General features: G+C 73.3%; 22 protein-coding genes. 12 read left to right on the forward strand and 10 right to left on the reverse strand.

Annotated elements, in window-relative coordinates; translation table 11 throughout:
• Window positions 1-233: 233 nt before the first annotated feature.
• Window positions 234-431, reverse strand: a complete 198-nt coding sequence (locus ACWEEU_RS14175) for a helix-turn-helix transcriptional regulator (RefSeq protein ID WP_018545008.1) — start codon at window positions 429-431, stop codon at window positions 234-236.
• 296 nt (window positions 432-727) lie between these two features.
• Window positions 728-1642: a sugar phosphate isomerase/epimerase family protein gene (locus ACWEEU_RS14180; RefSeq protein ID WP_385749809.1), complete on the reverse strand. Its 915-nt coding sequence runs from the start codon at window positions 1640-1642 to the stop codon at window positions 728-730.
• 127 nt (window positions 1643-1769) lie between these two features.
• On the opposite strand from ACWEEU_RS14180, the gene iolC reads away from it, so the two are divergent.
• The 8 genes from iolC to ACWEEU_RS14220 all read left to right on the forward strand — a co-directional run bounded on the left by iolC (window position 1770) and on the right by ACWEEU_RS14220 (window position 13333).
• The gene (gene iolC / locus ACWEEU_RS14185; RefSeq protein ID WP_451732004.1) at window positions 1770-2720 is read left to right on the forward strand and encodes a 5-dehydro-2-deoxygluconokinase; all 951 of its coding nucleotides are present in this window, start codon (window positions 1770-1772) and stop codon (window positions 2718-2720) included.
• A gap of 92 nt (window positions 2721-2812) precedes the next feature.
• Window positions 2813-3682, forward strand: a complete 870-nt coding sequence (locus tag ACWEEU_RS14190; protein ID WP_451732127.1) for a Cgl0159 family (beta/alpha)8-fold protein — start codon at window positions 2813-2815, stop codon at window positions 3680-3682.
• Window positions 3683-3689: 7 nt separating this feature from the next.
• The gene (gene iolB / locus ACWEEU_RS14195; RefSeq protein WP_451732007.1) at window positions 3690-4514 is read left to right on the forward strand and encodes a 5-deoxy-glucuronate isomerase; all 825 of its coding nucleotides are present in this window, start codon (window positions 3690-3692) and stop codon (window positions 4512-4514) included.
• Window positions 4511-6391: a 3D-(3,5/4)-trihydroxycyclohexane-1,2-dione acylhydrolase (decyclizing) gene (gene iolD / locus ACWEEU_RS14200; RefSeq protein ID WP_451732010.1), complete on the forward strand. Its 1881-nt coding sequence runs from the start codon at window positions 4511-4513 to the stop codon at window positions 6389-6391. Before iolB ends, iolD begins: the two co-directional genes overlap by 4 nt.
• Before the next feature lie 16 nt (window positions 6392-6407).
• Window positions 6408-7910, forward strand: coding sequence for a CoA-acylating methylmalonate-semialdehyde dehydrogenase (gene mmsA, locus ACWEEU_RS14205; protein WP_451732013.1), 1503 nt, complete (start codon window positions 6408-6410; stop codon window positions 7908-7910).
• A gap of 381 nt (window positions 7911-8291) precedes the next feature.
• On the forward strand, window positions 8292-9692 hold the full coding sequence (locus ACWEEU_RS14210; RefSeq protein ID WP_451732016.1) for an APC family permease: 1401 nt from the start codon (window positions 8292-8294) through the stop codon (window positions 9690-9692).
• A 141-nt stretch (window positions 9693-9833) separates the two neighbouring features.
• Window positions 9834-12473, forward strand: coding sequence for an alpha/beta fold hydrolase (locus tag ACWEEU_RS14215; protein WP_451732019.1), 2640 nt, complete (start codon window positions 9834-9836; stop codon window positions 12471-12473).
• Window positions 12470-13333 carry an ABC transporter permease gene (locus tag ACWEEU_RS14220; RefSeq protein ID WP_385749824.1) on the forward strand — a complete coding sequence of 288 codons (864 nt, stop codon included), beginning with the start codon at window positions 12470-12472 and terminating at the stop codon, window positions 13331-13333. The genes ACWEEU_RS14215 and ACWEEU_RS14220 overlap by 4 nt, the downstream gene beginning before the upstream one ends.
• A 92-nt stretch (window positions 13334-13425) precedes the next feature.
• Here the strand turns inward: ACWEEU_RS14220 and ACWEEU_RS14225 are convergent, their stop codons facing one another.
• Together ACWEEU_RS14225 and ACWEEU_RS14230 are read right to left on the reverse strand one after the other, a co-directional pair.
• Window positions 13426-13833, reverse strand: coding sequence for a rodlin (locus tag ACWEEU_RS14225; protein WP_161179273.1), 408 nt, complete (start codon window positions 13831-13833; stop codon window positions 13426-13428).
• Between the two features lie 269 nt (window positions 13834-14102).
• Window positions 14103-14513, reverse strand: a complete 411-nt coding sequence (locus ACWEEU_RS14230; RefSeq protein ID WP_385751582.1) for a rodlin — start codon at window positions 14511-14513, stop codon at window positions 14103-14105.
• 257 nt (window positions 14514-14770) lie between these two features.
• On the opposite strand from ACWEEU_RS14230, the gene ACWEEU_RS14235 reads away from it, so the two are divergent.
• The 4 genes from ACWEEU_RS14235 to ACWEEU_RS14250 all read left to right on the forward strand — a co-directional run bounded on the left by ACWEEU_RS14235 (window position 14771) and on the right by ACWEEU_RS14250 (window position 18489).
• Complete coding sequence (locus tag ACWEEU_RS14235; protein ID WP_385751579.1) at window positions 14771-15181, forward strand: rodlin; 411 nt, start codon at window positions 14771-14773, stop codon at window positions 15179-15181.
• Window positions 15182-15477: 296 nt separating this feature from the next.
• Complete coding sequence (locus ACWEEU_RS14240; protein WP_385751452.1) at window positions 15478-15705, forward strand: chaplin; 228 nt, start codon at window positions 15478-15480, stop codon at window positions 15703-15705.
• A 121-nt stretch (window positions 15706-15826) separates the two neighbouring features.
• Window positions 15827-16963 (forward strand): chaplin, encoded by a 1137-nt coding sequence (locus ACWEEU_RS14245; RefSeq protein WP_451732025.1) that lies wholly within the window; start codon window positions 15827-15829, stop codon window positions 16961-16963.
• 275 nt (window positions 16964-17238) lie between these two features.
• Window positions 17239-18489 carry a glycoside hydrolase family 26 protein gene (locus ACWEEU_RS14250; RefSeq protein WP_451732028.1) on the forward strand — a complete coding sequence of 417 codons (1251 nt, stop codon included), beginning with the start codon at window positions 17239-17241 and terminating at the stop codon, window positions 18487-18489.
• Here the strand turns inward: ACWEEU_RS14250 and ACWEEU_RS14255 are convergent.
• Genes ACWEEU_RS14255 through ACWEEU_RS14280 form a run of 6 tightly spaced genes read right to left on the reverse strand, consistent with a single transcriptional unit; the run spans window position 18486 to window position 25391 of the window.
• Entirely contained in the window at window positions 18486-19670 is a 1185-nt protein-coding gene (locus tag ACWEEU_RS14255; RefSeq protein WP_451732031.1) for a GNAT family N-acetyltransferase, read from the reverse strand. The genes ACWEEU_RS14250 and ACWEEU_RS14255 overlap by 4 nt on opposite strands.
• Window positions 19667-20302: a lipopolysaccharide biosynthesis protein gene (locus tag ACWEEU_RS14260; protein ID WP_385743599.1), complete on the reverse strand. Its 636-nt coding sequence runs from the start codon at window positions 20300-20302 to the stop codon at window positions 19667-19669. The genes ACWEEU_RS14255 and ACWEEU_RS14260 overlap by 4 nt, the downstream gene beginning before the upstream one ends.
• Complete coding sequence (locus ACWEEU_RS14265; RefSeq protein ID WP_451732034.1) at window positions 20299-21447, reverse strand: glycosyltransferase; 1149 nt, start codon at window positions 21445-21447, stop codon at window positions 20299-20301. Before ACWEEU_RS14265 ends, ACWEEU_RS14260 begins: the two co-directional genes overlap by 4 nt.
• Entirely contained in the window at window positions 21444-22220 is a 777-nt protein-coding gene (locus ACWEEU_RS14270) for a polysaccharide deacetylase family protein (RefSeq protein WP_451732037.1), read from the reverse strand. The genes ACWEEU_RS14265 and ACWEEU_RS14270 overlap by 4 nt, the downstream gene beginning before the upstream one ends.
• Window positions 22204-23982 carry a lipid II flippase MurJ gene (locus ACWEEU_RS14275; protein ID WP_451732040.1) on the reverse strand — a complete coding sequence of 593 codons (1779 nt, stop codon included), beginning with the start codon at window positions 23980-23982 and terminating at the stop codon, window positions 22204-22206. The genes ACWEEU_RS14270 and ACWEEU_RS14275 overlap by 17 nt, the downstream gene beginning before the upstream one ends.
• Window positions 23979-25391, reverse strand: a complete 1413-nt coding sequence (locus tag ACWEEU_RS14280) for an O-antigen ligase family protein (RefSeq protein WP_451732043.1) — start codon at window positions 25389-25391, stop codon at window positions 23979-23981. The genes ACWEEU_RS14275 and ACWEEU_RS14280 overlap by 4 nt, the downstream gene beginning before the upstream one ends.
• Window position 25392: the final 1 nt, after the last annotated feature.

The following is a 25392-nucleotide window of genomic DNA, read 5'->3' on the forward strand; positions in this document are numbered from 1 at the left end:
TCCTCGTCGGACGTGCGTGGGGCGGGGCCGGTGTGGCCGGTGGGGTCCGCGGGGAACCCCACCTCTGTCAACACTATACCCCTAGGGGGTATTCCCCAAGGGCTCCCCGATGGCGGGTGAATCCTCCCGCACCCTATGTATACGCGTGCTTTGTCGCAGTGTGCCGAACGCCCGCGCACCCTCCCTCGGGGGACGGTGTGCGGGCGTTCGGGGGACGCGGTGGTGGCGGAGGCTCAGTCTCTGCGGCCGCGGTTGCCCGGGCGCGAGGCGACCCAGGCGCGCACCGTGTCGGCGTACCAGTAGGGCTTGCCGCCCTCCACCAGGTCGGGAGGGGGCAGCAGGCCGTGTTTGCGATAGGACCGCACGGTGTCCGGCTGCACCCGGATGTGCGCCGCGATCTCCTTGTAGGACCAGAGCCTTCGGTCGGTCATGAGTCGCACCTCCCTGCGCGCGCGCCGCGGGCACGGCCGGGGGCGGCCGTCGGGGGACCGGGCGCAGCGCTGGTGATCACAAGCCTGTGCCGACTCAACGACACAGAGTGACCACCGGGAGGGGTTTGTGGGTCGGGTGTGACGGAGAACCCGCGTACGCGCGACGTATGTGACAGGAGGGGCGTATTCGTGACGGAACCGCAGCCGATCAGTATGACGAGCGGCGGGCGTGGGAGATTGACGCGCGGGGGCGCGGATGATCCGCCGGGGAGCCGGGCGTCAACCTCCGGCCCGCGTCATACCCCGCACGAGCGCAGGAACGCCCGGGTCCGCCGGGCGATCGGCAGCGGGCGGTCCGGCTCGCAGGGGTACATGTCCTGCTCGACGATCGCGAACAGGTCGGTGTCGAGACGTGCCGCCGCCTCCAGGACCGGGCCGAGCGCGGGCACCCCGGCGGGCGGCTCGCACATCACGCCCCGCGCGACCGCCGGACCGAACGGCGTGCCCTCGGCGCGCACCCCGGCCAGGATCTCCGGGTCCACCTGCTTGAGGTGGAGGTAGCCGATCCGCTCGCCGTAGGTCTCGATCAGCTTGACGCTGTCGCCGCCGCAGTAGGCGTAGTGCCCGGTGTCCAGGCAGAGCGACACGTCGGCGGAGTCGGTGCCGTCCAGGAAGCGGGTGACGTTCTCCTCGGTGTCGATGTGGGTGTCGGCGTGCGGGTGGACGGCGATCGTCAGGCCGTACCGCTCGCGCACCTCGCGGCCCAGCCGCTCGGTCAGCGAGGTCAGGTTCCGCCACTGCTCCGCCGTCAGCCCGGCCGGCTCCAGCACCTCGCCGGTCTTGTCGTCGCGCCAGAAGGAGGGGATGACGACCAGATGACGCGCGCCCGTCGCCCGCGTGAGGTCCGCGATGGCCGCGACGTGCTCCCACGTCTTCTCCCAGACTTCCGGGCCGTGGTGCAGTCCGGTGAAGACCGTGCCGGCGGACACCTTCAGACCGCGCCGGGACGTCTCCTCGGCGAGCACGGCCGGGTCGGTCGGCAGATAGCCGTACGGGCCCAGCTCGATCCACTCGTACCCGGCGTCCGCGACCTCGTCGAGGAAGCGTCGCCAGGGCACCTGCCGGGGGTCGTCCGGGAACCACACACCCCAGGAGTCGGGGGCCGATCCGACGCGGATACGGGACAGTGGGGAAGTCGGCAGCGACGTCATGAGCGCCAGCGTGGGCGCCTGCCGGAAGGGGTGTCAATACCTGGTCCGAATGTCCGGACAAAACATTGACAGGGCTCACCGGACCGGACTAGAACACCGGGAAGAGACCCGGGACGAAGGGGAGCCGATGGCGTACGACCTGATCACCATGGGGCGGATCGGGGTGGACCTCTACCCGCTCCAGACCGGGGTCCCGCTCGCCCAGGTGTCGTCCTTCGGCAAGTTCCTCGGCGGCTCGGCGACCAACGTCGCGGTCGCCGCCGCCCGGCTCGGACTCCGCACGGCGGTCGTCACCCGCACCGGCGCGGACCCCTTCGGCGACTACCTCCACGACGCGCTGCGCGGCTTCGGCGTGGACGACCGCTGGGTGACCCCGGTCCCCGGACTGCCCACGCCGGTCACCTTCTGCGAGGTCTTCCCGCCGGACGACTTCCCGCTCTACTTCTACCGGCTGCCCAAGGCGCCCGACCTGGAGATCCGCCCCGGCGAACTCGACCTCGACGCGATCCGCGCGGCGCGTGTCTTCTGGGTCACCGGCACCGGACTGAGCGAGGAGCCGAGCCGCACGGCCACTCTCGACGCCCTCGCCCATCGCGCCCGCTCCGGTGTCACCGTCTTCGACCTCGACTGGCGGCCGATGTTCTGGAGCGACCCCGACACCGCGCGCCCCCACTACGCCGAGGCCCTGCGGCACGCCACGGTGGCCGTCGGCAACCTGGACGAGGTCGAGATCGCCACCGGTGTCCGCGAACCGCGCGCCGCCGCCGAGGCGTTGCTCGCCGCCGGGGTGGAACTGGCCGTGGTGAAGCAGGGACCCGAGGGCGTCCTCGCGATGAGCCGGGACGGGGAGAGCGCCGAGGTGCCCCCGCTGCCGGTGACCGTCCTCAACGGCCTCGGCGCGGGCGACGCGTTCGGCGGCTCGCTGTGCCACGGGCTGCTGGAAGGCTGGGACCTGGAGACGGTGATGCGGCACGCGAACGCGGCCGGCGCCATCGTGGCCTCGCGTCTGGAGTGTTCGTCCGCGATGCCGACACCGGAGGAAGTGTCGGCCGCGCTGACGGCGGGAGCGGTGCGGTGAGCGGCGTGACACGGGGCGTGCCCGTCGCCTCCCAGCGTCGGCCCACTGCCGGCGCCCGCCCCGTCACCGGCCCCCGCGTCGACGTCTCCGCCCTGGTCCACCTCCGCACCCGGCACCCCCAGGCCATCGCCGAGGCCGCCGCCCGCCGTGTCCGCCGTCCGCTGCTCCGGGCCAGTGAGCGGCTGCTGATCGTCGCCGCCGACCATCCCGCCCGGGGCGCCCTCGGGGCGGGCGGCCGGGAGTTCGCCATGGCCAACCGGGCCGATCTGCTGGAACGGCTGTGTCTCGCGCTGTCCCGCCCAGGGGTGGACGGCGTGCTCGCCACCGCCGACATCCTGGACGACCTGCTGCTGCTCGGAGCGCTGGACGGCAAGGTCGTCATGGGGTCGATGAACCGGGGCGGGCTCCAGGGCGCGAGCTTCGAGCTGGACGACCGTTTCACCGGGCACCGTCCGCAGGACATCGAGCGGCTGCGTTTCGACGCGGGCAAGCTGCTGCTGCGCGTCGACTACACCGACCCGGGCTCGCTGACCACGCTGGAGAGCGCCGCCCGCGCGGTCGACGCGATGGCGGAGCGCCAACTGCCCCTGTTCATCGAACCGTTCCTCAGCAGACGCGGTCCCGACGGACGGCTGCGCAACGATCTGTCGGCGGAGGCCGTCACCCGCTCCCTCGCCATCGCCTCCGGACTCGGCGGCACCTCCGCCTACACCTGGCTGAAGGTGCCCGTCACCGAGCACCCCGGGGACATGGCCGAGGTCATGTCGACCACCACCCTGCCCGCCGTACTGCTCGGCGGCGAGGCAGGCGGGACGGCCGAGGAGCAGGCCGCCGCCTACGAGAAGTGGCGCGGCGCGCTCCAACTGCCCACCGTGCGCGGGCTGGTGGTCGGCCGCTCGCTGCTGTACCCGGCGGACGGCGACGTGGCCGCCGCCGTCGACACCGCCGCCGGACTGCTGTGAGGGCCGCATGACGACCAGTGACGGACTGCATCTGCCCGCCGGAACCGCGGCGAACGGCCCGTACGCCCTCGACGTCGTCCCCGGGCGCCCCGGCTGGGCGCACACCGCCCTGCGCGTCGTCCACCTGGAACCCGGCGCCACGCATACCTTCGACACCGGGGACGCCGAGTGGATCGTGCTGCCCCTGCAAGGTGCATGTACCGTACAAATTGACGAGAGCACGTATCAGATCCAGGGCAGGGAAAGCGTTTTCGCGCAGGTCAGCGACTTCGCGTACGCACCCCGTGACGCCCGGGTCCAGATCGCCTCCGGCGCGGGAGGCCGCTTCGCCCTGGCAGGAGCGAAGTGCGAGCGACGACTCCCCGCCCGCTACGGCCCCGCGCCGGAGGTCCCCGTCGAAGAGCGCGGCAGCGGCACCTGCGCCCGCAGGGTGCGCAACTTCGCCGCCGCCGACACCTTCGACTGCGACCGGCTCATCGCCGTCGAGGTGATCACCCCCGGCGGCAACTGGTCCTCGTACCCGCCGCACAAGCACGACGAGCACCTGCCGGGGGAGGAGTCCGAGCTGGAGGAGATCTACTACTTCGAGATCGAGGACGGCGGCCTCGGCTACCAGCGGGTCTTCCCCTCCCGCGACGGCGGCGCCGACGTGCTCGCGGAGGTCCGCACGGGTGACGCGGTGCTCGTCCCGGACGGCTGGCACGGCCCGTCGATCGCCCAGCCCGGCCACCCCATGTACTACCTGAACGTCATGGCGGGACCCGCCGCGACCCGCGAATGGCGCATCCGCTTCCACCCGGACCACACCGAGACCACAGGGGGCTACCGATGACCACCGTCCGGCTCACGGTCGCGCAGGCGCTCGTCCGCTTCCTCGCCGCGCAGCACACCGAGCGCGACGGTGCACGACGGCGGCTCATCGGCGCCACCTGGGGGATCTTCGGCCACGGCAACGTCGCGGGACTCGGTCAGGCCCTCGTGGAATACCGGGAGTCGATGCCGTTCCACCAGGGACGCAACGAGCAGGCGATGGTGCACGCGGCCGTCGGCTACGCCCGCCAGTCCAACCGCCTCTCCACCCACGCGGTGACCACCTCCATCGGCCCCGGCGCCACCAACCTCGTCACCGGCGCCGCCCTCGCCACCGTCAACCACCTCCCCGTCCTGCTCCTCCCCGGCGACGTCTTCGCGGGCCGCCCCGCCGACCCCGTCCTCCAGCAGCTCGAAGTCCCCTACGCCGGCGACGTGTCGGTCAACGACACCCTGCGCCCGGTGTCCCGGTACTTCGACCGCGTCACCCGCCCCGAAGCCCTGATCCCGAGCGCGCTGGCAGCCGTACGGGTCCTCACCGACCCGGTGGAGACCGGCGCCGTCACGCTCGCGCTGCCGCAGGACGTGCAGGCGGAGGCGTACGACTGGCCCGAGGAGTTCTTCGCCGAGCGGGTGTGGACCGTACGGCGCCCGGGGGCCGACCCGACCGAACTGGCCGAAGCCGTACGGGCGATCAGACAGGCCCGGCGTCCCCTTGTCGTCGCGGGCGGCGGGGTCCACCACAGCCGCGCCGAGGAGGCGCTGGCCGAGTTCGCCGCCGTCACCGGCATCCCGGTCGCCTCCACCCAGGCGGGCAAGGGCTCACTTGCCCACGACCACCCCCAGGACGTGGGCGGCATCGGCCACACCGGCACCGCCACCGCAGACGAACTCACCCGCGCCGCCGACCTGGTGATCGGCGTCGGCACCCGCTACACCGACTTCACCACCGCCTCCGGCACCCTCTTCGAGCACCCCGGCGTGCGCTTCCTCAACCTCAACATCGCGCCGTTCGACGGCCACAAGATGTCCGGACTCCCGCTGGTCGCGGACGCCCGCAGCGGCCTCGGCGAGCTGACCGAGGCGCTGGAGATGCACGACCACCGGGTGCCGGACGCCTATGTGGCCGAGTACACCGAGGACAAGGCCCGCTGGGAGGCCCGGGTGGACGCCTGCTTCGCCGCCGAGGACCCGGACGCGGTGCCGACCCAGCCGCAGGTCGTCGGCGCGCTCGACGCCCTGGTGGACGAGAGCGACATCATCGTGAACGCCGCCGGGTCCCTCCCCGGCGACCTGCACAGACTCTGGCGCGCCCGCTCCCGCGACCAGTACCACCTGGAGTACGGCTACTCCTGCATGGGCTACGAGATCCCGGCCGCCCTCGGCGTGAAGCTCGCCGCGCCCCACCGGAACGTGTGGGCGCTGGTGGGCGACGGGACGTATCTGATGATGCCGACCGAGATCGTCACCGCCGTGCAGGAGGGCGTGGCGGTCAAGATGGTGCTGATCCAGAACCATGGGTACGCGTCCATCGGCGGCCTCTCGGAGTCGGTCGGCGCCGAGCGCTTCGGCACCGCCTATCGCCACCCCGCGCCCGACGGGACGTACACCGGCGCCCCGCTGCCCCTGGACCTCGCCGCCAACGTGGCCAGCCTGGGGATGCGGGTGCTGCGCGCCCGGACGGTGGGGGAGCTGCGGGCCGCCCTCGCCGAGGCGCGCGCCGCCGACACTCCCACATGTGTCTACGTCGAGACCGAAACGTCCGACAGTGTGTCGGGCGCGCCCCCGGCCGCGGCCTGGTGGGATGTTCCCGTGGCCGAGACCGCGACCAGGCCGTCCGCGGTCAAGGCACGCGAGCTGTACGAACGGCACCGGTCGGCCCGCCGCCGCCATCTGTGACAAGGAGCCCGAGGACATGACGAAGACCGTCAACCACTGGATCGGCGGCAAGACCGCCGAGGGCGCGTCGGGTACGTACGGGCCGGTCACCGACCCGGCGACCGGCGAGGTCACCACCCAGGTAGCCTTCGCCACGGTCGGGGAGGTGGACGCGGCGGTCGCCGCCGCCAAGGACGCCTTCGCGACCTGGCGCCACTCCTCGCTGGCCCAGCGCACCACGATCCTCTTCAAGTTCCGCGCGCTCCTCGACGAGCACCGCGACGAGATCGCCGCGCTGATCACCGCCGAGCACGGCAAGGTGCACTCCGACGCGCTGGGCGAGGTCGCGCGCGGTCTGGAGATCGTGGACCTGGCCTGCGGGATCACCGTGCAGCTCAAGGGCGAGCTGTCGACGCAGGTCGCGACGGGAGTCGACGTGGCCGCGATCCGCCAGCCGCTCGGTGTCGTCGCGGGCATCACGCCGTTCAACTTCCCGGCGATGGTGCCGATGTGGATGTTCCCCCTCGCCATCGCGTGCGGCAACACCTTCGTGCTGAAGCCGTCGGAGAAGGACCCGTCGGTCTCGCTCAAGATCGCCGAGCTGCTGGCCGAGGCGGGCCTGCCGGACGGCGTGTTCAACGTCGTGCACGGCGACAAGGTGGCCGTCGACCGGCTCCTTGAGCATCCGGACGTGCGGGCGGTGTCGTTCGTCGGCTCGACCCCGATCGCCCGCTACATCCACACCACCGCCTCCGCCCACGGCAAGCGCGTCCAGGCGCTCGGCGGCGCCAAGAACCACATGCTGGTACTCCCGGACGCCGACCTCGACGCGGCGGCGGACGCGGCGGTCTCGGCGGCCTACGGCTCGGCGGGCGAGCGCTGCATGGCCATCTCCGCGGTCGTCGCGGTCGGTGCCATCGGCGACGAGCTGGTGGACAAGATCCGCGAACGCGCCGAGAAGATCAAGATCGGCCCCGGCACCGACCCCACCTCCGAGATGGGCCCGCTGATCACGGCGGCCCACCGCGACAAGGTGGCCTCCTACGTCTCCGGCGCCGCCGCCGAGGGCGCCGAGGTCGTGCTCGACGGCACGGGCTACACCGTCGAGGGCTACGAGGACGGCCACTGGATCGGCATCTCCCTGCTCGACAGGGTGCCGGTCACCGCGAAGGCGTACCAGGACGAGATCTTCGGCCCGGTGCTGACCGTGCTGCGCGTGGACACCTACGACGACGGCGTGGCGCTGATCAACGCCTCCCCCTTCGGCAACGGCACCGCGATCTTCACCCGCGACGGCGGTGCCGCCCGCCGCTTCCAGCTGGAGGTCGAGGCCGGCATGGTCGGCGTGAACGTCCCGATCCCGGTCCCCGTCGGCTACCACTCCTTCGGCGGCTGGAAGGACTCCCTCTTCGGCGACCACCACATCTACGGCAACGACGGCACGCACTTCTACACCCGCGGCAAGGTCGTCACCACCCGCTGGCCCGACCCCGCCGACGCCCCGGCAGGCGTGGACCTGGGATTCCCGCGCAACCACTGAGCCGTGACCGTCCGCCCCTGAGCCGAGCCGCGTGAACGGCCGGGCCCGTCCACCGGGCCCGGCCGCGAGGAGTGACCCGAGGCGGCACCCGTCCGGGCCCGGAGGCGTTCACCACGTCTTCGGGCCCGGTTTTTTTCGGCATGGCACCTGCGGTTCCCGTACCGGTGACAAGCGGGGAACCACCCGCGAGATGCCGCTGTATGCGTCGCCGCGACGCGTGATCGCCTACGGAATCCGTAGATGAACACCCATTGACGCGCCGGTTTTCGTCGGTGTTCGATGCAGCCGCCGGGAGCGAGAGACATGACGTACGCCACGAACCGCCGGAGGCGATAGCGCTCCCGCCCGAGCCCTCACCGCACGAGTCGATCGGACCGCCGCATGACCGACACGCTCCGCCCCGCCGAAGCCGCCGCCCCCGGGCAGCCGGCCGACAGCCCCCAGAAGCTCAAGCGTTCCATCGGCGTCGTCGGCGGCACCCTGCTGACGCTCTCCTGCGTGACCCCCGCCTCCACCCTCTTCGTAGTCGTCCCCGACCTCTTCGGCACCCTCGGCACCGCCACCGCGCTGACCATCGCCATCGGCTCGCTGCTCTGTATCGCCGTGGCGTTCTGCTACGCCGAGCTGGGCACCCTCATCCCGAGCGCGGGCGGCGAGTACGCCATGGTCTCCACCCTGGCCGGGCGGCTCACCGGCTGGCTGGTCTTCGTACTCTCCCTACTGGTCGTCATGATCGTGCCGCCCGTCATCGCGATGGGCACCGCCGACTACCTCGCCCCGGTCGTCCACCTCGACCCCTCGCTCACCGGCGCGGCCGTCATGCTGCTCGCCACCCTCGCCGGACTGCTCGACCTGCGCGCCAACGCCTGGATCACCGGGATCTTCCTGGTCCTGGAGGTCATCGCGGCCGCCGTCGTCGCCGTCCTCGGCTTCGCCCACGGGCACCGCGGGCTCGGCAGCCTCGTCTCGATGCAGGTCGCGGGCGCCCACGGCCACACGGACGCGGTGACCGGGGTGCTGGTCGTCTCCGGGCTCGCCATCGCCCTCTTCGTCACCCAGGGCTTCTCGACCGCCGTCTACCTCTCCGAGGAACTGGAGCACCCCCGCCGCGACGTGGCCCGCACCGTGCTCGCCACCCTCGCCATCTCCACGGTGATCATCCTGGTGCCGGTCGCCGCCATCACCATGGGCGCCACCGACCTCAAGGAGCTGACCGGCGGCGACATCAGCGCCATGGTGACCGCCTGGTCCAACACCGCCGTCGGCACCTTCGTCAGCCTCTGCGTCGCCCTCGCCATCGTCAACGCGGGCATCGTCATGGTCATCCAGAACTCCCGCGTCCTGTTCGCCTCCGCCCGCGACAAGGCGTGGCCCACCCCGGTCAACAGCCTCTTCTCCCGGCTCGGCCGCTTCGGCTCGCCCTGGGTCGCCACCCTCGCCGTCGGCGTCCCCGGCGCGCTGTTCTGCTTCGTCGACCTCGACACCCTCTACGGCGTCACCGGCGTCTCCGTGACCGCGATGTACCTGCTCGTCGCCGTCGCCGCCCTGCTCGGCCGCCGCGACGCCCACCGCGACACCCCCGCCTGGCGGATGCCGCTGTGGCCCGCGATGCCCGTCCTGCTCATCGTCGTCCTCGCCTACGTCCTCACCCAGCAGGACGCCGGCTACCTGCTGTGGACCGGCGGCATCACCGCCGTCGCCACCCTCTACTGGGCGCTCTACCTCCGCCCCCGCGCCGCCACCCACTGGCTCGTCTCCCTCCCCGAGGACACGCGCCCCTGAGCGGCACGCGCCCCTGAGCCCGGAGGCGCGCCGTGTACCGCGCCCGCGGTACACCCGCCCGGACGCGTACTCCCCGGGGAGGGCCGGGGGTTCCGCCCGGCGGCGCCGTCCGCCGCCGCCCCGGGCCCTTACGGTGGGGACATGGATCTTCGAGTGCCCGTGGCGCGGCTCCTCAAGGGGCCGCGCCGGGCGGCCGCCGCCCTCGCCGCCGCCGTGCTGCTCGCGGCCGCCGGAACCTGGACGGCGACCGCGACCGGCGACGACACCCCCCGCGTGCACCAGGTCAACCAGAAACTGACCACCACCGACGGCACCCGCCTCGCCACCTCCTTCTTCACCGACGGCCGCCCCGGCCGCCGCCCCGCCGTCCTCCTCGCCCACGGCTTCGGCGGCAGTAAGAAGGACATGCTCGGCCAGGCACGGGACCTCGCCCGACACGGCTACGCGGTCATGACCTGGTCCGCGCGCGGCTTCGGCGGCTCCACCGGCGAGATCGGCCTGAACGACCCGAAGCACGAGGTCAAGGACGTCTCCCAGCTCGTCGACTGGCTCGCCGAACGCCCCGAGGTCCGCCTGGACGCCCCCGGCGACCCCCGCGTCGGCGTGGCCGGAGCCTCCTACGGCGGCGCCATCTCCCTGCTCGCCGCCGGATACGACCACCGCGTCGACGCGATCGCCCCCGCCGTCACCTACTGGAACCTCGCCGACGCCCTGTTCCCCGACGGCGTGTTCAAGAAGCTGTGGGCCGGGGTCTTCTTCAGCTCCGGCGGCGGCTGCGCGGACTTCGAGCCCGCCCTGTGCCGGATGTACCAGCGCGTCGCGCAGTCCGGCACGCCCGACACCGAGGCCCGTCGCCTCCTGACGGAACGCTCCCCCTCCGCCGTCGCCGCCCGCATCAAGGTGCCCACCCTCCTCTTCCAGGGCCAGACCGACTCCCTGTTCACCCTCGCCCAGTCCGACGCGGCCGAACAGGCGATCAAGGCCAACGGCGCCCCGGTGAAGGTCGACTGGATCTCCGGCGGCCACGACGGCGGCGACAACGAGACCCACCGCGTCACCACCCGGATGCGCTCCTGGTTCGACCGCTACCTCAAGGACGACAAGGCCGCCGCCACCGGCCCCGCCTTCCGTGTCACCCGCACCGGAGGCGTCGACTCCACCGACGGCACGGTGCAACTGCGCGGTGCGAGCGGAAACGCCTACCCCGGTCTGCACTCCCACCAGCACACCGTGAAGCTCAGCGGCGGCACCCAGCACGTCGCCAACCCGGCCGGCGCGGGCCCGCCCGCCGTCTCCGCGCTGCCCGGCCTCGGCAGCCTGGCCCGGCTCTCCGCCCTCGGCACCGGCGTCTCCCTCGACTTCCCCGGCCAGAACGCCCAGTTCGACTCCGCCCCGCTGCGCGCCACGCTCCGCGTCACCGGCTCGCCCACCGCACGCGTCCACGTGAAGGCGACCTCCGACGACGCGGTCCTCTTCGCCAAGCTCTACGACGTCGGCCCCGGCGGCACCCGCGTGCTGCCCTCCCAGCTGGTCACGCCCCTGCGTGTCACCGGCGCCCGCGCGGGCAGGGACGTCACGGTCACCCTCCCCGCCGTCGACCACGAGATGCAGAAGGGCCACCGCCTCCGCCTGGTCCTCGCCTCCACCGACCTCGCCTACGCCTCCCCGACCGCCCCGGCGACGTACACGGTCTCGCTCAGGGGCGCCCTGAGCGTGCCCACCGCACCCGGCGTCACCACCGCCCGGACCCCGCTGCCCGCCTGGGTCTGGTGGCTGCCCCTCGCGGGTGCCGCCCTCGCCGCGGCCCTGCTCCTCACCGCCCGCCGCCCCACCAGCGCCCCCGCTCCCGACCCGGAACTGGCCGACGTCCCGCTCGTCATCGGCGACTTGAGCAAGCGCTACGCGGGCTCGTCCGAGCGGTACGCCGTACGCGAGCTGTCCTTCCGCGTCGACAAGGGCCAGGTCCTCGGACTCCTCGGCCCCAACGGCGCGGGCAAGACCACCACCCTGCGGATGCTGATGGGCCTCATCCGGCCCGACGCGGGTGAGATCCGCGTCTTCGGCCACGCCGTGCGCCCCGGCGCCCCCGTCCTCTCCCGGGTCGGCGCCTTCGTGGAGGGCGCGGGCTTCCTGCCGCACCTGTCGGGCCGGGAGAACCTGGAGCTGTACTGGCGCGCCACCGGCCGCCCCGCCGAGGACGCCCATCTGGAGGAGGCCCTGGAGATCGCCGGCCTCGGCGACGCCCTCGACCGCGCGGTGCGCACCTACTCCCAGGGAATGCGCCAGCGCCTGGCCATCGCCCAGGCCATGCTCGGCCTGCCCGACCTCCTCATCCTCGACGAGCCCACCAACGGACTCGACCCGCCCCAGATCCGCGAGATGCGCGAGGTGATGATCCGCTACGCGGCCGCCGGACGCACGGTCATCGTCTCCAGCCATCTCCTCGCCGAGGTCGAGCAGTCCTGCACCCACCTCGTGGTGATGGACCGGGGCCGACTCGTCCAGGCGGGCCCGGTGCGCGACATCATCGGCTCCGGCGACACCCTCCTGGTCGGCACCGGCACCCCCGTGCGCGAACCGCTCGTGGAGAAGGTGGCCGCCCTGCCCGGCGTCGCCTCCGCCGTGCGCACCGAGGACGGGCTGCTGATCCGCCTGGAGCCCGGCGCCACCGCCGAGGCCCTGGTCGTGGACCTGGTACGCCTGGAGGTGCCCGTCGCCTCCGTCGGCCCGCACCGGCGCCTCGAAGACGCCTTCCTCACCCTGATCGGAGGCACCCCGTGAGCACGCTCACCCCGGGCGCGGACACGGCACCCGGCTACCGCCCCGTCCGCACGCTGCCCGTGCGCGTGGAGCTGATCCGCCAGCTCAAGCGGCGCCGGACGCTGGTCATGGGCCTGCTCCTCGCCGTGCTGCCGTTCGTGCTCCTCGCCGCCTTCGCCATCGGCGGGAAGCCCGGTGGCCGCAGCTCCCGGATCACCCTCATGGACACGGCCACCGCGTCCGGCGCCAACTTCGCCGCCGTCGCCCTGTTCGTCTCGGCCGGCTTCCTGCTGGTCGTCCCGGTCGCCCTGTTCTGCGGGGACACGGTGGCCTCCGAGGCCAACTGGTCCTCCCTGCGCTATCTGCTCGCCGCACCCGTGCCCCGGGTCCGGCTGCTGTGGTCCAAGCTGGTCGTCGGCCTCGGGCTGAGCCTCGCCGCGATGGTGCTGCTGCCCGCCGTCGCCCTCGTCGCGGGCACCGCCGCCTACGGCTGGGGCCCGCTGCGCATCCCCACCGGGGGCGCGCTGGAGCCGGGCGTCGCCGTGCAGCGCCTGGCGGTCGCGGTCGCGTACATCTTCGTGTCCCAACTGGTCACCGCCGCGCTCGCGTTCTGGCTGTCGACGCGTACGGACGCCCCGCTCGGCGCGGTCGGCGGCGCGGTGGGTCTGACCATCGTCGGCAACGTCCTGGACGCCGTCACCGCGCTCGGCCACTGGCGCGACTTCCTGCCCGCCCACTGGCAGTTCGCCTGGGCGGACGCCCTCCAGCCGCACGCCGAGTGGGCCGGGATGATCCAGGGCGCCTCGGTCTCGGTGGCCTGCGCCCTCGTCCTGTTCGCCCTGGCCTTCCGGGGCTTCGCCGGCAAGGACGTGGTGTCGTAGGGCACTTGGGCGTCGGCGGGCGAGGCGTCCGGACACGCGAAACGGCGGGCCACCGGGGAAACCGGTGGCCCGCCGTCGCGGTACGGGCTCGATCAGCCGTTGCCGGCGCCGTTGCCGGACAGGGCGGAGATGTCGTCCAGGATGTGCGACAGCGGCTCGTCGCCCTTGGCCTGGGTGGAGTTCTCCACGCACTGCTGGTTCTGCGGCGAGGACAGGATCGGGATGTCCTGGACGCCGACGTTGATCAGCGCGAGCACCGACTGGGCGTTGATCTTCGCGGGCAGGCCGATGCACGGCTTGTTCAGCGAGCCCTGGACCAGCGCGAGCTGCGGGCTCATGTCACCGAAGGTGGCCGAGTTGCCGAACGACTGCGAGGCGCCGTTGCCGCTGAACGAGGTGGTGCCGTGGTCGTCCCCGATGGCGAGGGCCTGCGGGGCGGCCACGCCCGCGAGACCGGCGACGGAGGCGGCGACAGCCGCGGTTGCCCACAGCTTCTTCATGTGCGTTCCCTTTCGAAAGGCGGACTCCGGGGAGGAGTTGCGTGATCGTCAACGGGCGGACGGACACCGGGGTTGCGGTCTGTGCCCCTAACGGGGCAGCGCAGTGCGATGAGTTCACAAGCGCCCCCTCGTTCGTGGAGTCACGCCCAAGTCGCCTGAACCAGAGATGAGTTCATCGGTCCCGGACATGCCGACGGGCCGCCGATCGCTCGGCGGCCCGCCACGCGGAGCCCGCGAGGGGCACCGCACATCTCCGGATCAGTGACTGATCAGTTGTTGCCGGCGCCGTTGCCGGACAGGGCGGAGATGTCGTCCAGGATGTGCGACAGCGGCTCGTCGCCCTTGGCCTGGGTGGAGTTCTCGACACACTGCTGGTTCTGCGGCGAGGACAGGATCGGGATGTCCTGGACGCCGACGTTGAGCAGACCGATCAGGGACTGGGCGTTGACCTTCGCGGGCAGGCCGATGCAGGGCTTGTTCAGCGAACCCTGGATGAGCGCCATCTGCGGGCTCATGTTGCCGTAGGTGGCGGAGTTGCCGAACGCCTGCGAAGCACCGTTTCCGCTGAACGAGGTGGTGCCCGTGTCGTTGCCGATGGCCAGGGCCGGCGACGCGGCGACTGCGGACGCACCGACAACGGAGGCGGCGACCGCGGCGGCGGCCAGAACCTTCTTGATCACTTGCGATTCCCTTCTGGAGAAACCCCGTCACCGGAGTGCACGGCTCAACTGCCCCGCCCACCGCGGGGTTCCTCCCGTTCACTCCGATGGCCCACACGGGATACGGCCGAAAGCCCGACTTCCCAAGGGAAATCCGCATCCACTCCGTGCCGCGCTCCGATCCGATCGGGTGACATACCGCAACCATTTCGCCGCCCCGGGGTTGATGCCGGACAGGAACGTGCGTCTTGGCGTGGAGCCAGGGAAAGGAAAGCGAAATGCTGAAGAAGGCAATGGCCGCGGCCGCGGTCGCCGCGTCCTTCATCGGGGTGTCGGCGGCTGCCGCCCCCCAGGCTCTCGCCATCGGGAACGACACCGGCACCACGTCGCTGAGCGGCAACGGCGCCTCCGAGGCGTTCGGCAACAACGTCACCGGCGGCAACCTCAGCCCGCAGGCCACCCTGGTCCAGAGCTCGCTCAACAAGCTCTGCGTCGGCCTGCCCGTCAAGGCGGACGTGCAGTCGGTCCTCGCGCTGATCAACGTCGGTGTCCAGGACATCCCGGTGCTGTCCTCCCCGCAGAACCAGCAGTGCGCGGAGAACTCCACCCAGGCGAAGAACGACGAGCCGCTCTCCCACCTGGTGGACGACGTCTCCGTCCTCGCGGGCAACGGCGTCGCCAACCACTGACGCCCGGCGGGCCGGTCCGCCGGTCCGCAGCGAAGGCCGCCCCCGCACGGGGGCGGCCTTCGCCGTTTCCCCATGATTCACCGCGTTTTCCGCCCCCTGCCGAATCCTCTCCGAATCCGCCAACCTGTCAATTCCGTGGAGGCGTTCGAGTGAATTCGGGGGCGGCACCCGTTCCATGGTTTCTTCGGCTGTCTATCCCTCGTTTCACAGCCTGCCGGTCATGGTGCGAGCCGTTCAAGCTGTGCTCGCTCGGCTTCGGCCGACATAAGGACATGACCGCGGAGAAGGGAAACACCATGAAGAAGACCGCTGCTGTCGTCGTCGGCGCCATCCTGGCCCTGGGCGGGGCGGCCCCCGCCTTCGCCGACGCCGGTGCCGAGGGTGCGGCCGTCGGTTCGCCGGGTCTGCTGTCGGGCAACGTCGTCCAGATCCCGGTCCACGTTCCGATCAACGTGTGTGGCAACTCGGTCAACGTCATCGCGCTGCTGAACCCGGCGTTCGGCAACGCTTGCGTCAACGGCTGACCCCACCGCCGCGAGGCACCAGCAGCACGGCTGCGTTCAGGCCGGCCCCGGACCGTCGATCCCTTCGAATCTGCGTTCCGGGGCCGGCCTTCCCACTTCTTCGAGCAGGAAGACCACGAGAGTGAGACAGACCCTCAGCAAGGGCATCGTCGTGGCCGCCGCCGCGGCCGCGACCGGCGTGCTGTCCTTGTACGGCAGTCAGGCGCTCGCCGATTCGGGAGCGCAGGGCGCCGGACAGCGCTCGCCCGGCGCACTGTCCGGCAATCCCCTCCGCCTACCGGCCCACATGCCGGTCACCATCTGCGGCACCACCGTCGACGTGTCGGCCGCCCTCGACCCGGCCCTCGCCGAGTCCTGCCTGACCGGCAAGAGCGGGCGCCACCACGACTCCTACGGTGACGACGACTCCGGCTACGGCTCCGGCTCTGGCTACGGCTCCGCCGGCCACGGTCATGGCCACGGCCACGGCTCCGGCGGCCACACCACCCCGCCGCCCGCCTACGGTCACGAGACCACGGCGCCCGCGACGACCCCGCCCGCGTCCTACGGCCACGACGAGACGACCGCTCCCGCCTCGTACGGCAGCGACGACGAGACCACCCCACCGTCCTACGGCCACGACGAGACGACCCCGCCCGCGTCCTACGGGGACGACAGCGAGACGACGCCCCCCGCGTACGGCGGCCACGCGACCAAGCCGCCCACGTCGTACGGGCACCACGACGAGACCACTCCGCCCTCCTACGGCGACGACGAGACCACGCCGCCGCCCTATGGCGGTGAGGAGACCACTCCGCCTCCTTACGGCGGTGAAGAAACGACTCCTCCCCCTTACGGCGGTGAGGAGACCACACCTCCGCCGCACCACAGCACGCCGCCGCCCTACGGCGGTGAGGAAACGACTCCTCCGCCGTACGGCGGTGAAGAGACCACGCCGCCGCCCTACGGCGGTGAGGAGACCACGCCTCCGCCGCACCACAGCACGCCGCCGCCCTACGGCGGTGAGGAAACCACGCCTCCGCCGCACCACAGCACGCCGCCGCCCTACGGCGGTGAGGAGAGCACACCTCCGCCGTACACCCACCCGCCCCACACGCACCCGCCGCACCACGGTGGACACCACCACCCGCACAAGCCGTCCCTTCCGCACACCGGTGGGCAGGAACGTCTCCTGCTCGGCGCCTCGGCCGCCGGTGCCGTGCTGATCGCGGCCGGTGCGGTGCTGTACCGGCGAGGCCGGGCAGTGTCCCGTCGGTAGTGCGCCGGGTGCCGGACCCGAGCGCCCGGCACACCGGCGGCACGCGGCGCCGTACCGCCACGGCGCCGTACCGAATCCTTCAGCGCCGGACCTTCTCCGGTGTCCCGCCACGCCGTCCGGCGGGACCTGGCCAGCCTGCCGGCCCCTTTGTGTGATCGGCGTCGTTCACCCGGGTGGCAGGGGGCGGCCACCTGAAAGCCCCACCGCGCTGGCGCGCGCCCGCACCCTGTGACTGGGTGTCAGGTACAGCGCGCGCAGAGAAGAGAGGGGCGGTCATGGACGCACCGCGACGACGGGTCCGGCGTGGCCGGCTGACGGCGGCCGTGGCCGCGGTCACCGCCTCGGCCGCACTGATGACCGGCTCCGGCTTCGCGGCGCGCGAGGACCCCGCGAGCGCGCAGCCGCCCGCCTTCGGAGCCTTCCTCGACTCCGGGCCGCTCGGTGTCGCCCGCATGGCCGGGCTGAGCCGCTGGCTCGGCGGGAGGGAGCTGAAGGTCGCCCACACCTATCTGCCCGGCGGCCACTGGAGCGACATCGAGGGCGACCCCCTCTTCCTCGCCCCCTGGGCGCACTGGCGCCGCGCGGCGGCGGACCGCACGCTCGTCCTCAACGTGCCGCTCCAGGAGCACAACGAGGACCGCCTCTCCGACGCGCGGGTACGACAGCTCCTGCGCCAGGGCGCCGACGGCGACTTCGACCAGCACTTCCGCACCCTGGCCCGGCACCTGGTCGACCTCAAGGTGCCCGACACGGTCCTCGTGCTCGGCTGGGAGATGAACGGCGTCACCTACACCCACCGCTGCGGGCCCGACCCCGAGGCGTGGAAGGCGTACTGGAACCGGATCGTCACCGCCATGCGCTCGGTCCCCGGCCAGCGCTTCCGCTTCGACTTCGCGCCCAGCCGCGGCCGGGACGCCGTGCCGTGGACCGAGTGCTATCCGGGCGACGACACCGTGGACATCGTCGGCATGGACTCCTACGACCAGCCGAGCGGGCTCTCCTTCGACGAGCAGGTGAGCGAGCCGTACGGCCTCCAGGCGCACGTGGACTTCGCCCGCGCCCACGGCAAGCCGGTCTCGTACCCGGAGTGGGGGCTGTTCCGCAACGGCGACAACCCGGAGTACATGCGGCGGATGCTCGCCTGGTTCGACGAGCACCGGCCGCTGTACAACACGCTCACCGATTACTGCCCGCACGGCGTCTGGCAGTGCGCGGCCAATCCGAGGGCGGCGGCGGTGTACCGGACGGCGCTGTCGGGCGGGGCGGGTCAGCCGACGCCGAGCGGCACGCCGACTCCGACACCGACGCCCCCCTCGACGTCGCCGTCGCCGTCACCCTCGCCGTCGCCGTCGCCCTCGCCCGATGGGACGCCGAGCGCCTCGCCGACGCCCACCGGTTCTCCCGAGCCGTCCCCCGCCCCCGGACTCCCGGACGGCTGCACGCCGTTGCTGCCGGAGAGCTGGATCCAGGAGTGGCTGGGGCAGGGCTTCTGCCTTCCCGCGACCCGGTGGCGGGGGATGCGCTAGGGCCTGTCTGACGATTCTCGTCTGCCGCGCGGCGCCATGCACGCACTCTCGCCGCGCCGGAGGTCCTGCCAGCGGTGCAGGACCTCCTTGCCGTGCCGCCGTGCCGCCACGTCGTAGAGCGCGGCCGACAGCAGCGGGACGGTGCGGCGCCGGGCCAGCAGGAGGCGGACGCTGCGGACCGGGTCGGGGCGCCAGTGGTGCTTGTACGGTTCGTCACCGCGCATGAGGCTCAGGGTGCGGTGGGCGCCGGTGGCGGCGTGGTCGGCGCAGGCGTCCAGCAGTATCACCGCGACGTCCGCGCGCAGCTCGCGCAGTCTGGGGTGGGCGCCGTAGAGGTAGCCGCCCGCGAGGTGGGGGGAGAGCAGGGTGACGTCGACGGCCACCACCTCGGTGCCGAGCAGGAACTCGGTCACCACGGCGTCCCCGGAGCGCGCCATCGCGCCCACCGCGCGCAGCAGGTGCTCGCGGAAGCGCGGGCGCAGATGCTCGGTGGTCACCTTGCGCTCGGCCCACTGGAGCCGGTGGAGTTCCAGCAGGCGGCGCAGCGCGCGGTCGGTGTCGTGGGGTCCGGCGACCCGGCGGGTCACGCCCAGCGCGGTCAGCTTGCGGAGCTTGGCGCGCACCCGCTGGGCCTTCTTCGAGGGCAGGCGGGCGATGAGGTCGGCCATGGGGGCGGCGGGCAGTTCCAGGCACAGGGAGTCGGGCACGCGGCGGCGCGGTCCCGGCCAGCGTTCGTAGATCCGCTCGGCGGCGCCGCCGGGGCGTACCTCGCGGAGGTCGATCAGCGCGGTGCGGGCGGCGAGGGAGAGTTCGCCGGTGAGGGCGTCGGCGCCGCGACCGTCGTCGGCGTCGTCGAGGAGGAGGTCGCCGTAGTCGCTGATCGCGCCGCCGAGCGGGACGAGCGCGGTGAGCGGGCTGCGGACCAGGGTCAGCGGGGCGGCGGCGACCAGGTCGGGCCCGGAGCGCACCAGCAGGATCCGCAGCCGTCCGGGACGGCCGTAGGAGCGCCACCAGGAGTGCAGCCAGGCGTGGCTCTGGAACGGGGTGGCGGTCGCGCAGCGGCGGTGGAGCCGGGTCCAGGCCGGAGCGAGCGCGGCGAAGGCGCCGGGGTCGGTGACCAGTTCGGTGGTGAGGGCGGGGCGGACGGTGCGGGCGGGGCGCGCCGCGTAGGTGGCCGTCACAGCAGGCCGGCGGCGTCGGCGGCGGCCGGGGCGGGCAGCGTGGCCGGGCGGACGGGCTCCGGTTCGGGTCGTCGGCGCGGCCGGACCAGCAGGGCGAGACCGCCGAGCAGCCCGCCCGCGCTCGCCCCGACCAGCCCTGTCACGGCGGCCGAGGGGGAACTCGGCTCGGTGGGCGCGACCGCCCGCGCGAACCGACGCAGCTCAACGTGCGTGTCGGCCGCGGCGCCGCCCGCCTGCGCGGTGAGGGCCTCGGCGACCGCGTTGGCCATGGCGGCGGCCCGCGCGGGACGGTCCGAGGTGGCGGAGACGGCGACCATCGGGGCGTCCGGCGAGGTCGCCGTGCGCACGCTCTCCCGCAGGGTGTCCGTGCCCGTCCCCGCCTTCGCCTGCGCGGCCGCGAGCACGGCGGGCTGCGTGGCGATCCGGCCGTACGCCTGCGCGAACCCGAGCGCCGAACCGGGGTCGGACCGCTCGGTGGGCACCGCGACGACATAGCTGGTGGCGGTGTAGGCGGGCGGCTTCACCAGGCCGTACGCGCCGCCGAGCAGCCCGCCCGCGACGACCCCGGCCGCCACCAGCGACCAGGACGGCGGACGGGAGATACGGGGACGCCGGTGTGGGTTCTCGGTCATGAGGGGCTGCCTCCCAAGGGGGTGCGGGACGAGGGGACGAGTGCCGCCGCGTAGACGTCCATCAGCCGGGCGGCGCTGCGGGTGACGCAGTAGTGGCGGGCGGCCTCGGGCGCGGTGCGCGGGCCGGGACCGGCGGCGCGGACCCCGGCGAGCGCGGCGGCGTACGCCTCGGGGTCGCAGGGGATGCGCACGGCGTCCGGGGCGGCCCCGGACGGCAGGTCCTCCACGGCGGGACAGGAGGAGTGGCGAACCGGCAGCCCGGCCGCCAGCGCCTCCACGACCGCGAGCCCGAACGCCTCCTCGGGGGAGGGCGAGGCCAGCACGTCCATCGCGGAGGTCAGCGCGGGCAGGTCGGGGCCGTCCGACGCGTCGGCCAGATACGGCCGTTCACCGGCGAACACCACCCGCTCCGCGACCCCGGCCTCCTCGGCACGGCGACGCAGGGCGCCCTCCTCGGGACCGCCGCCGACCAGCAGCAGCCGTGCATCGCGCGGGAGCCGGGCGAGGGCTTGGACGAGTACGTCGAAGCGCTTGCCCGGGGCCAGTCTGCCGATGCCGCCGACGACGAACGCCTGCCGCGGGAGACCCAGCCGGGCGCGGGTGCGCTCCCGTACGGCGGGGTCGAAGCGGAAGCGGTCGAGGTCGATGCCGTTCGGTACGACCGCGATACGAGGTTCGGGGACGCCCCAACGGGCCAGTCGCGCGGCGACGGTCGGGGAGACGGCGACGGTGGTCCGGCCCAGTCGTTCCCCGGCCAGATACAGCGCGCGTACGCCGGAGTTGAGTGGACGGCCCTCCATCTGGGAATCGCCCAGGGAGTGTTCGGTCGCCACCACCGCGCGCACTCCGGCGAGCCGGGCCGCGAGGCGGCCGTAGAGACAGGCGCGGTAGAGGTGGGTGTGCACGAGGTCGTAGCGGCCGCGCCGGATCAGCCGGGCCAGCCGGGGGAGCGCGGCCAGGTCGCGGTTGCCGCCCATGGCGAGGTGTGTCACCCGCACCCCGTCGGCCCGCAGACCGGCGGCCACCGGGCCGGGGTTGGTCAGCGTCACCACATCGCACTCGACCGGCAAGTGGCTCAGCAACAACCTGAGTTGCTGCTCCGCGCCGCCCACGCCGAGCCCGGTGATGATGTGCAGCGCCCTCATCGTGGCCCCGGCACGGGACGGCGGCGCAGGCGGTGCAGCCGGTACTTCAGGAACAGCCGGGCGGCGGTGTCGTTCTCCCCGACGTGCACGCGGGGGAGTGCGTACGGTCCGGTCAGCGCGCCGGGGTCGATGGCGCAGGCGTAGGCGTAACCGGCGGCGCGCACGGCGTCGCGGACCCGGCGGTCCACGGTGCCGTACGGATAGCAGAAGCCGTCGGCCGGACTGCCGGTCAACTCTGCGAGAAGCGCTCGGCTTTGGTGGATCTCCGCGGTCAGGGTGCGGTCGTCGGCGCGGGTGAGGTCGAGGTGGGCCAGGCCGTGCGAGCCGATCTCCATTCCGGCGTACTGCGCCTCGCGCACGGCGTCGGCGGTGAGCAGCGGCTTGCACGGTCCCGGACGGTCCCAGGAGTTGTCGCCGCCGAGCCTGCCGGGCAGCACGAACAGGGTGGCCGTGCACTCCCAACGGGTCAGCACCGGCAGGGCGTTGGTGAGGAAGTCGGCATACCCGTCGTCGAAGGTCAGGCCCACCAGGCCGCGTCCCTCGCCCCGCGCGCGGGCGGCCAGCAGCTCGGCCACGCTCACCCCGCGCAGCCCGCGTCCGCGCAGCCAGCGCAACTGCCGCTCCAGCCGGGCGGGCGTGACGGTGACGCGGTACGGGTCGTCGGAGCAGTCCCCGACCGAGTGGTACATGGCGATCCACGGGACCGGGCCGGGTCTGGCCCGCCCCGGGGAGCGGTCGAGGGGCAGGGACGCGGACTCAACGGAAGACGGCATGGGCGAGCCTTCGGGTGTGGGTGCGTACGGAACGGAGGGCGGATGCCAGGCCCGGGGCGCCCCGGGGCAGGCCGAGCAGGACGAACACGGCGGCGACGGTGACGGACCCCGCCGCGAGCCCGGTGAGCGCGCCGCCGGGCAGGCTCGCGGCGAACGCCCCGGCGGGCGCGGCCAGCGCGGCCCCGCACAACGGGCGGCCCAGCTCGGTCAGCACCCGCCGGACCCGGACCGGCACCCCGCGCCGCACCCCGCGGCGCCGCGCGCGCATCCCGCCGAGCAGCAGGGCGGCGGTCAGCGTGATGCCGGTGGCGTTGGCGGCGGCGATCCCGGTCACGCCCCAGGTGCCGATCGTCGCCGCGCCGATCCAGGCGGTGACCGCGACTCCGGCCGCGATGGCACCGACCGGGTACCAGGCAGCGCGGCCCGCCGAGAAGTAGGAGCGGACCAGGACGCCGGTCAGGGTCTGGCCGAGCAGTCCGGCCGCGTACACCCGCATCACGGCCGCCGTGGCCGCCGTGTCCTCGGCGGTGAACGCACCGCGCTGGAAGAGCAGTCGGACGATCTGCGGGGCGCAGGCCATCACCGCCGCCGTGCCGAGCAGCACCAGCGTGGCGGCGACCGCGAGATCCCGCTCCACCCGGACCCGGGCCCGCTCGGTGTCGCCCTCGGCCAGCGCCCGCGCGACCACAGGGAAGGTCACCGTGCACAGCATCATCGACATCGTCATCGGGATCTGAGCGATCTTCTGGGCGTAGTTGAGATGCGAGATCGCCCCCGACGGCAGCCCCGAGGCGAGGAACCGCTCGATCAGGACCTGCGACTGACGGCACAGCGCGAACAGCAGCACGGTGGCCATCAGCTGGAGGTCGACACGCTGGTTCCGCGGAGCGGGACACGGCTCGACGGACAGGGGTGCGTCGGTCTCTCGCGTGCGTAAGCGCCCGACAAGGAAGGGCAGTTGGAGGAGCACCATCAGAACTCCGCCCAGCGCCACCCCGAACGCGGCCGAGCGCACGCCCCACGCGCCGCCGAGGGCGAACATCGCCGTCACGATGCCGGTGTTGTAGGCGACGTAGATCGCGGCCGGGGCCAGGAAGCTGCGATGGGCCCGCAGCGCCGCGCTGCAGTAGCCCGCGAGACCGAAGCTGACCACACAGGTGGCGGTGAGCCGGGTGCAGTCGACGGCGAGCGCGGAGTCGGGCAGCCCGGGCGCCAGCACCTCGACGAGTCCGGGCGCGGCCGTCGCGAGCAGCGCGCCCACCGCGGTGAGGGCGAGGGCGAGGCGGGGCAGCGTATGGGCGACGAGCGCACGCACCGGATCGCCCTGCGCCCCGCGCGCCCGCCGGGCCAGCGCCATGCTGAACGCCGGGATCAGCGCGAACGCCAGCCCGTCCTCGATGAGCAGCGTGGCCGCGAACTCCGGCACCGTCCAGGCGACCAGGAAAGCGTCGGTGTCCTGCCCGGCCCCGAAGAGCCGCGCCAGCGACTGGTCACGGACCAGCCCGAGGACGGCACCCGCCGCCGAGAGGGAGGCGGTGAGGAGGGCGGCGCGGGCGAGGAAACGGGGGGTGGTGGCGAGTTCCGGGGCCGGGGCGGTGGGGCGGCCGGAGTGCGGTGGGGCCGCACCGGTCCTCTCCACGGGATCCGGACCGGGCTTCGGCGCGGCGCCGGGACCGGCCTTTGGCATCGGGCCGGGATCGGCCCGCGGTACGGGCGCCGGTTGCGTCTCCGGCACCGGCTCCGGGAGCGGGGTGATGGTCACAGGACTCCCGCCCCCCTCGCCGCCGGGACGGCGGGGACGACCCCGGTCGCGCGTCGCGTGACGGTCCGCCCCGGCTCCGCCCCGCCCACCAGCGCCCACCACGCCACCAGCCCCAGGACCACCCCGGTCAGCACGGTGGACGGGCCGCCGATGTCGGCGTACACGAAGTCGACCAGCAGCCAGATCAGCAGTCCGCAGCCGATGACGCCGTACTCCCTGCCCCGGGTCGCACGGGTCGTCCACAGCCCCCGCAGCCCGAGCGCGAGGAGCGCGAGCCAGGAGCCCGCGAGGCAGAGGAGGCCACTCAGGCCCTGTTCGCCGAGGACCAGCAGGTACATGTTGTGCGGGGAGAGCAGGGGCTGCTTGCGGTAGCCCGCGCCGGCGCCCGCCGTGTCGCCGCCGGAGGACAGCGCCAGCGAGGCGTGCCCGTCGCGGTACTCGGGAAAGCCCTTCAACCCCACTCCGGTCAGCGGGTGTTCGCGCCACATGCCGGTCGCCGCCGCCCACATGGTGTACCGGTCGGTCACCGACTGGTCCGGTGCGTCCGCCACCCGCGTGATGCTGTCCAGCCGCTCCTGGAGCATCGCCGTACCCACCCCGAGACCGCCCACCAGCACCACCCCGGCCGCCAGCGCGACCGCGCCCACCTTCAGCGCCCGGCGCGGCCCGGACAGCGCGAGCTGCACGGTGAGCGTCAGGGTGGTCGCGATCCACGCGCCCCGGCTGAAGGAAAGGGCGAGCGGTACCAGCAGGGCGAGGGCGCAGACCCCGGCGATCACCCGCTCGCGAGCGGGCCTTGAGCGGGACGCCGATGCCGGCGCCGGTGTCGGTGTCGGTGCCGGTGCGGGTGTCGAACCCGGTCCCCCGCCCAGCGCCACCCCCACCGCGCAGATCAGCCCGAACGACACCACCGTCGCCATCCCCATCACGTCCTGCGCCCCGAAGGTGCCGACCGCGCGGATGTCCTCGCCCTGGTAGGAGGCGCCGGTCGCCGTGACGTACTGCTTCACGCCCACCGCCCCCTCCCACAGCGCGAGACCGATCAACGCCCACACCAGCAGCCGGACATCCCTCCGGTCGCGCAGGAGCAGCACCACGGCCGCCGGGAGCAGGACGAAGATCTGGAGGTAGCGGCCGAGACCCGCGAGCCCCGCGCCGGGTGAGACCGCGCCCATCGCGGCCAGCGCCGTCCCGGCCACCGGCAGCCCGAGGACCACCGCGGCCGTACGGGACAGCGGGCGCCGCCGCTCGCGCAGCAGGCGCAGGACGCAGTACCCGACGACCAGCGCGGAGGCGGCGTCCGCCGGTCCGGCGCCCCCGTCGTCGCCCGACGCGGGAAGCGCCAAGAGCACCACGACGGCGAGCACCGGCAGGACCGGACGGCGCGACAGCCACAGAGCGAGACTCATC

It is taken from the genome of Streptomyces sp. NPDC005004, from assembly GCF_053600675.1.

Bases quoted from the DNA above. Each gene is read 5' to 3' on its own strand.
- iolB (WP_451732007.1), top strand. From the start codon at position 3,690: ATGACGACCAGTGACGGACTGCATCTGCCCGCCGGAACCGCGGCGAAC.
- ACWEEU_RS14235 (WP_385751579.1), top strand. From the start codon at position 14,771: ATGCTGAAGAAGGCAATGGCCGCGGCCGCGGTCGCCGCGTCCTTCATC.
- ACWEEU_RS14240 (WP_385751452.1), top strand. From the start codon at position 15,478: ATGAAGAAGACCGCTGCTGTCGTCGTCGGCGCCATCCTGGCCCTGGGC.
- ACWEEU_RS14175 (WP_018545008.1), bottom strand. From the start codon at position 431: ATGACCGACCGAAGGCTCTGGTCCTACAAGGAGATCGCGGCGCACATC.
- ACWEEU_RS14250 (WP_451732028.1), top strand. From the start codon at position 17,239: ATGGACGCACCGCGACGACGGGTCCGGCGTGGCCGGCTGACGGCGGCC.
- ACWEEU_RS14265 (WP_451732034.1), bottom strand. From the start codon at position 21,447: ATGAGGGCGCTGCACATCATCACCGGGCTCGGCGTGGGCGGCGCGGAG.
- mmsA (WP_451732013.1), top strand. From the start codon at position 6,408: ATGACGAAGACCGTCAACCACTGGATCGGCGGCAAGACCGCCGAGGGC.
- iolC (WP_451732004.1), top strand. From the start codon at position 1,770: ATGGCGTACGACCTGATCACCATGGGGCGGATCGGGGTGGACCTCTAC.
- ACWEEU_RS14260 (WP_385743599.1), bottom strand. From the start codon at position 20,302: ATGACCGAGAACCCACACCGGCGTCCCCGTATCTCCCGTCCGCCGTCC.
- ACWEEU_RS14270 (WP_451732037.1), bottom strand. From the start codon at position 22,220: ATGCCGTCTTCCGTTGAGTCCGCGTCCCTGCCCCTCGACCGCTCCCCG.
- ACWEEU_RS14215 (WP_451732019.1), top strand. From the start codon at position 9,834: ATGGATCTTCGAGTGCCCGTGGCGCGGCTCCTCAAGGGGCCGCGCCGG.
- iolD (WP_451732010.1), top strand. From the start codon at position 4,511: ATGACCACCGTCCGGCTCACGGTCGCGCAGGCGCTCGTCCGCTTCCTC.
- ACWEEU_RS14225 (WP_161179273.1), bottom strand. From the start codon at position 13,833: ATGAAGAAGCTGTGGGCAACCGCGGCTGTCGCCGCCTCCGTCGCCGGT.
- ACWEEU_RS14280 (WP_451732043.1), bottom strand. From the start codon at position 25,391: ATGAGTCTCGCTCTGTGGCTGTCGCGCCGTCCGGTCCTGCCGGTGCTC.
- ACWEEU_RS14210 (WP_451732016.1), top strand. From the start codon at position 8,292: ATGACCGACACGCTCCGCCCCGCCGAAGCCGCCGCCCCCGGGCAGCCG.
- ACWEEU_RS14180 (WP_385749809.1), bottom strand. From the start codon at position 1,642: ATGACGTCGCTGCCGACTTCCCCACTGTCCCGTATCCGCGTCGGATCG.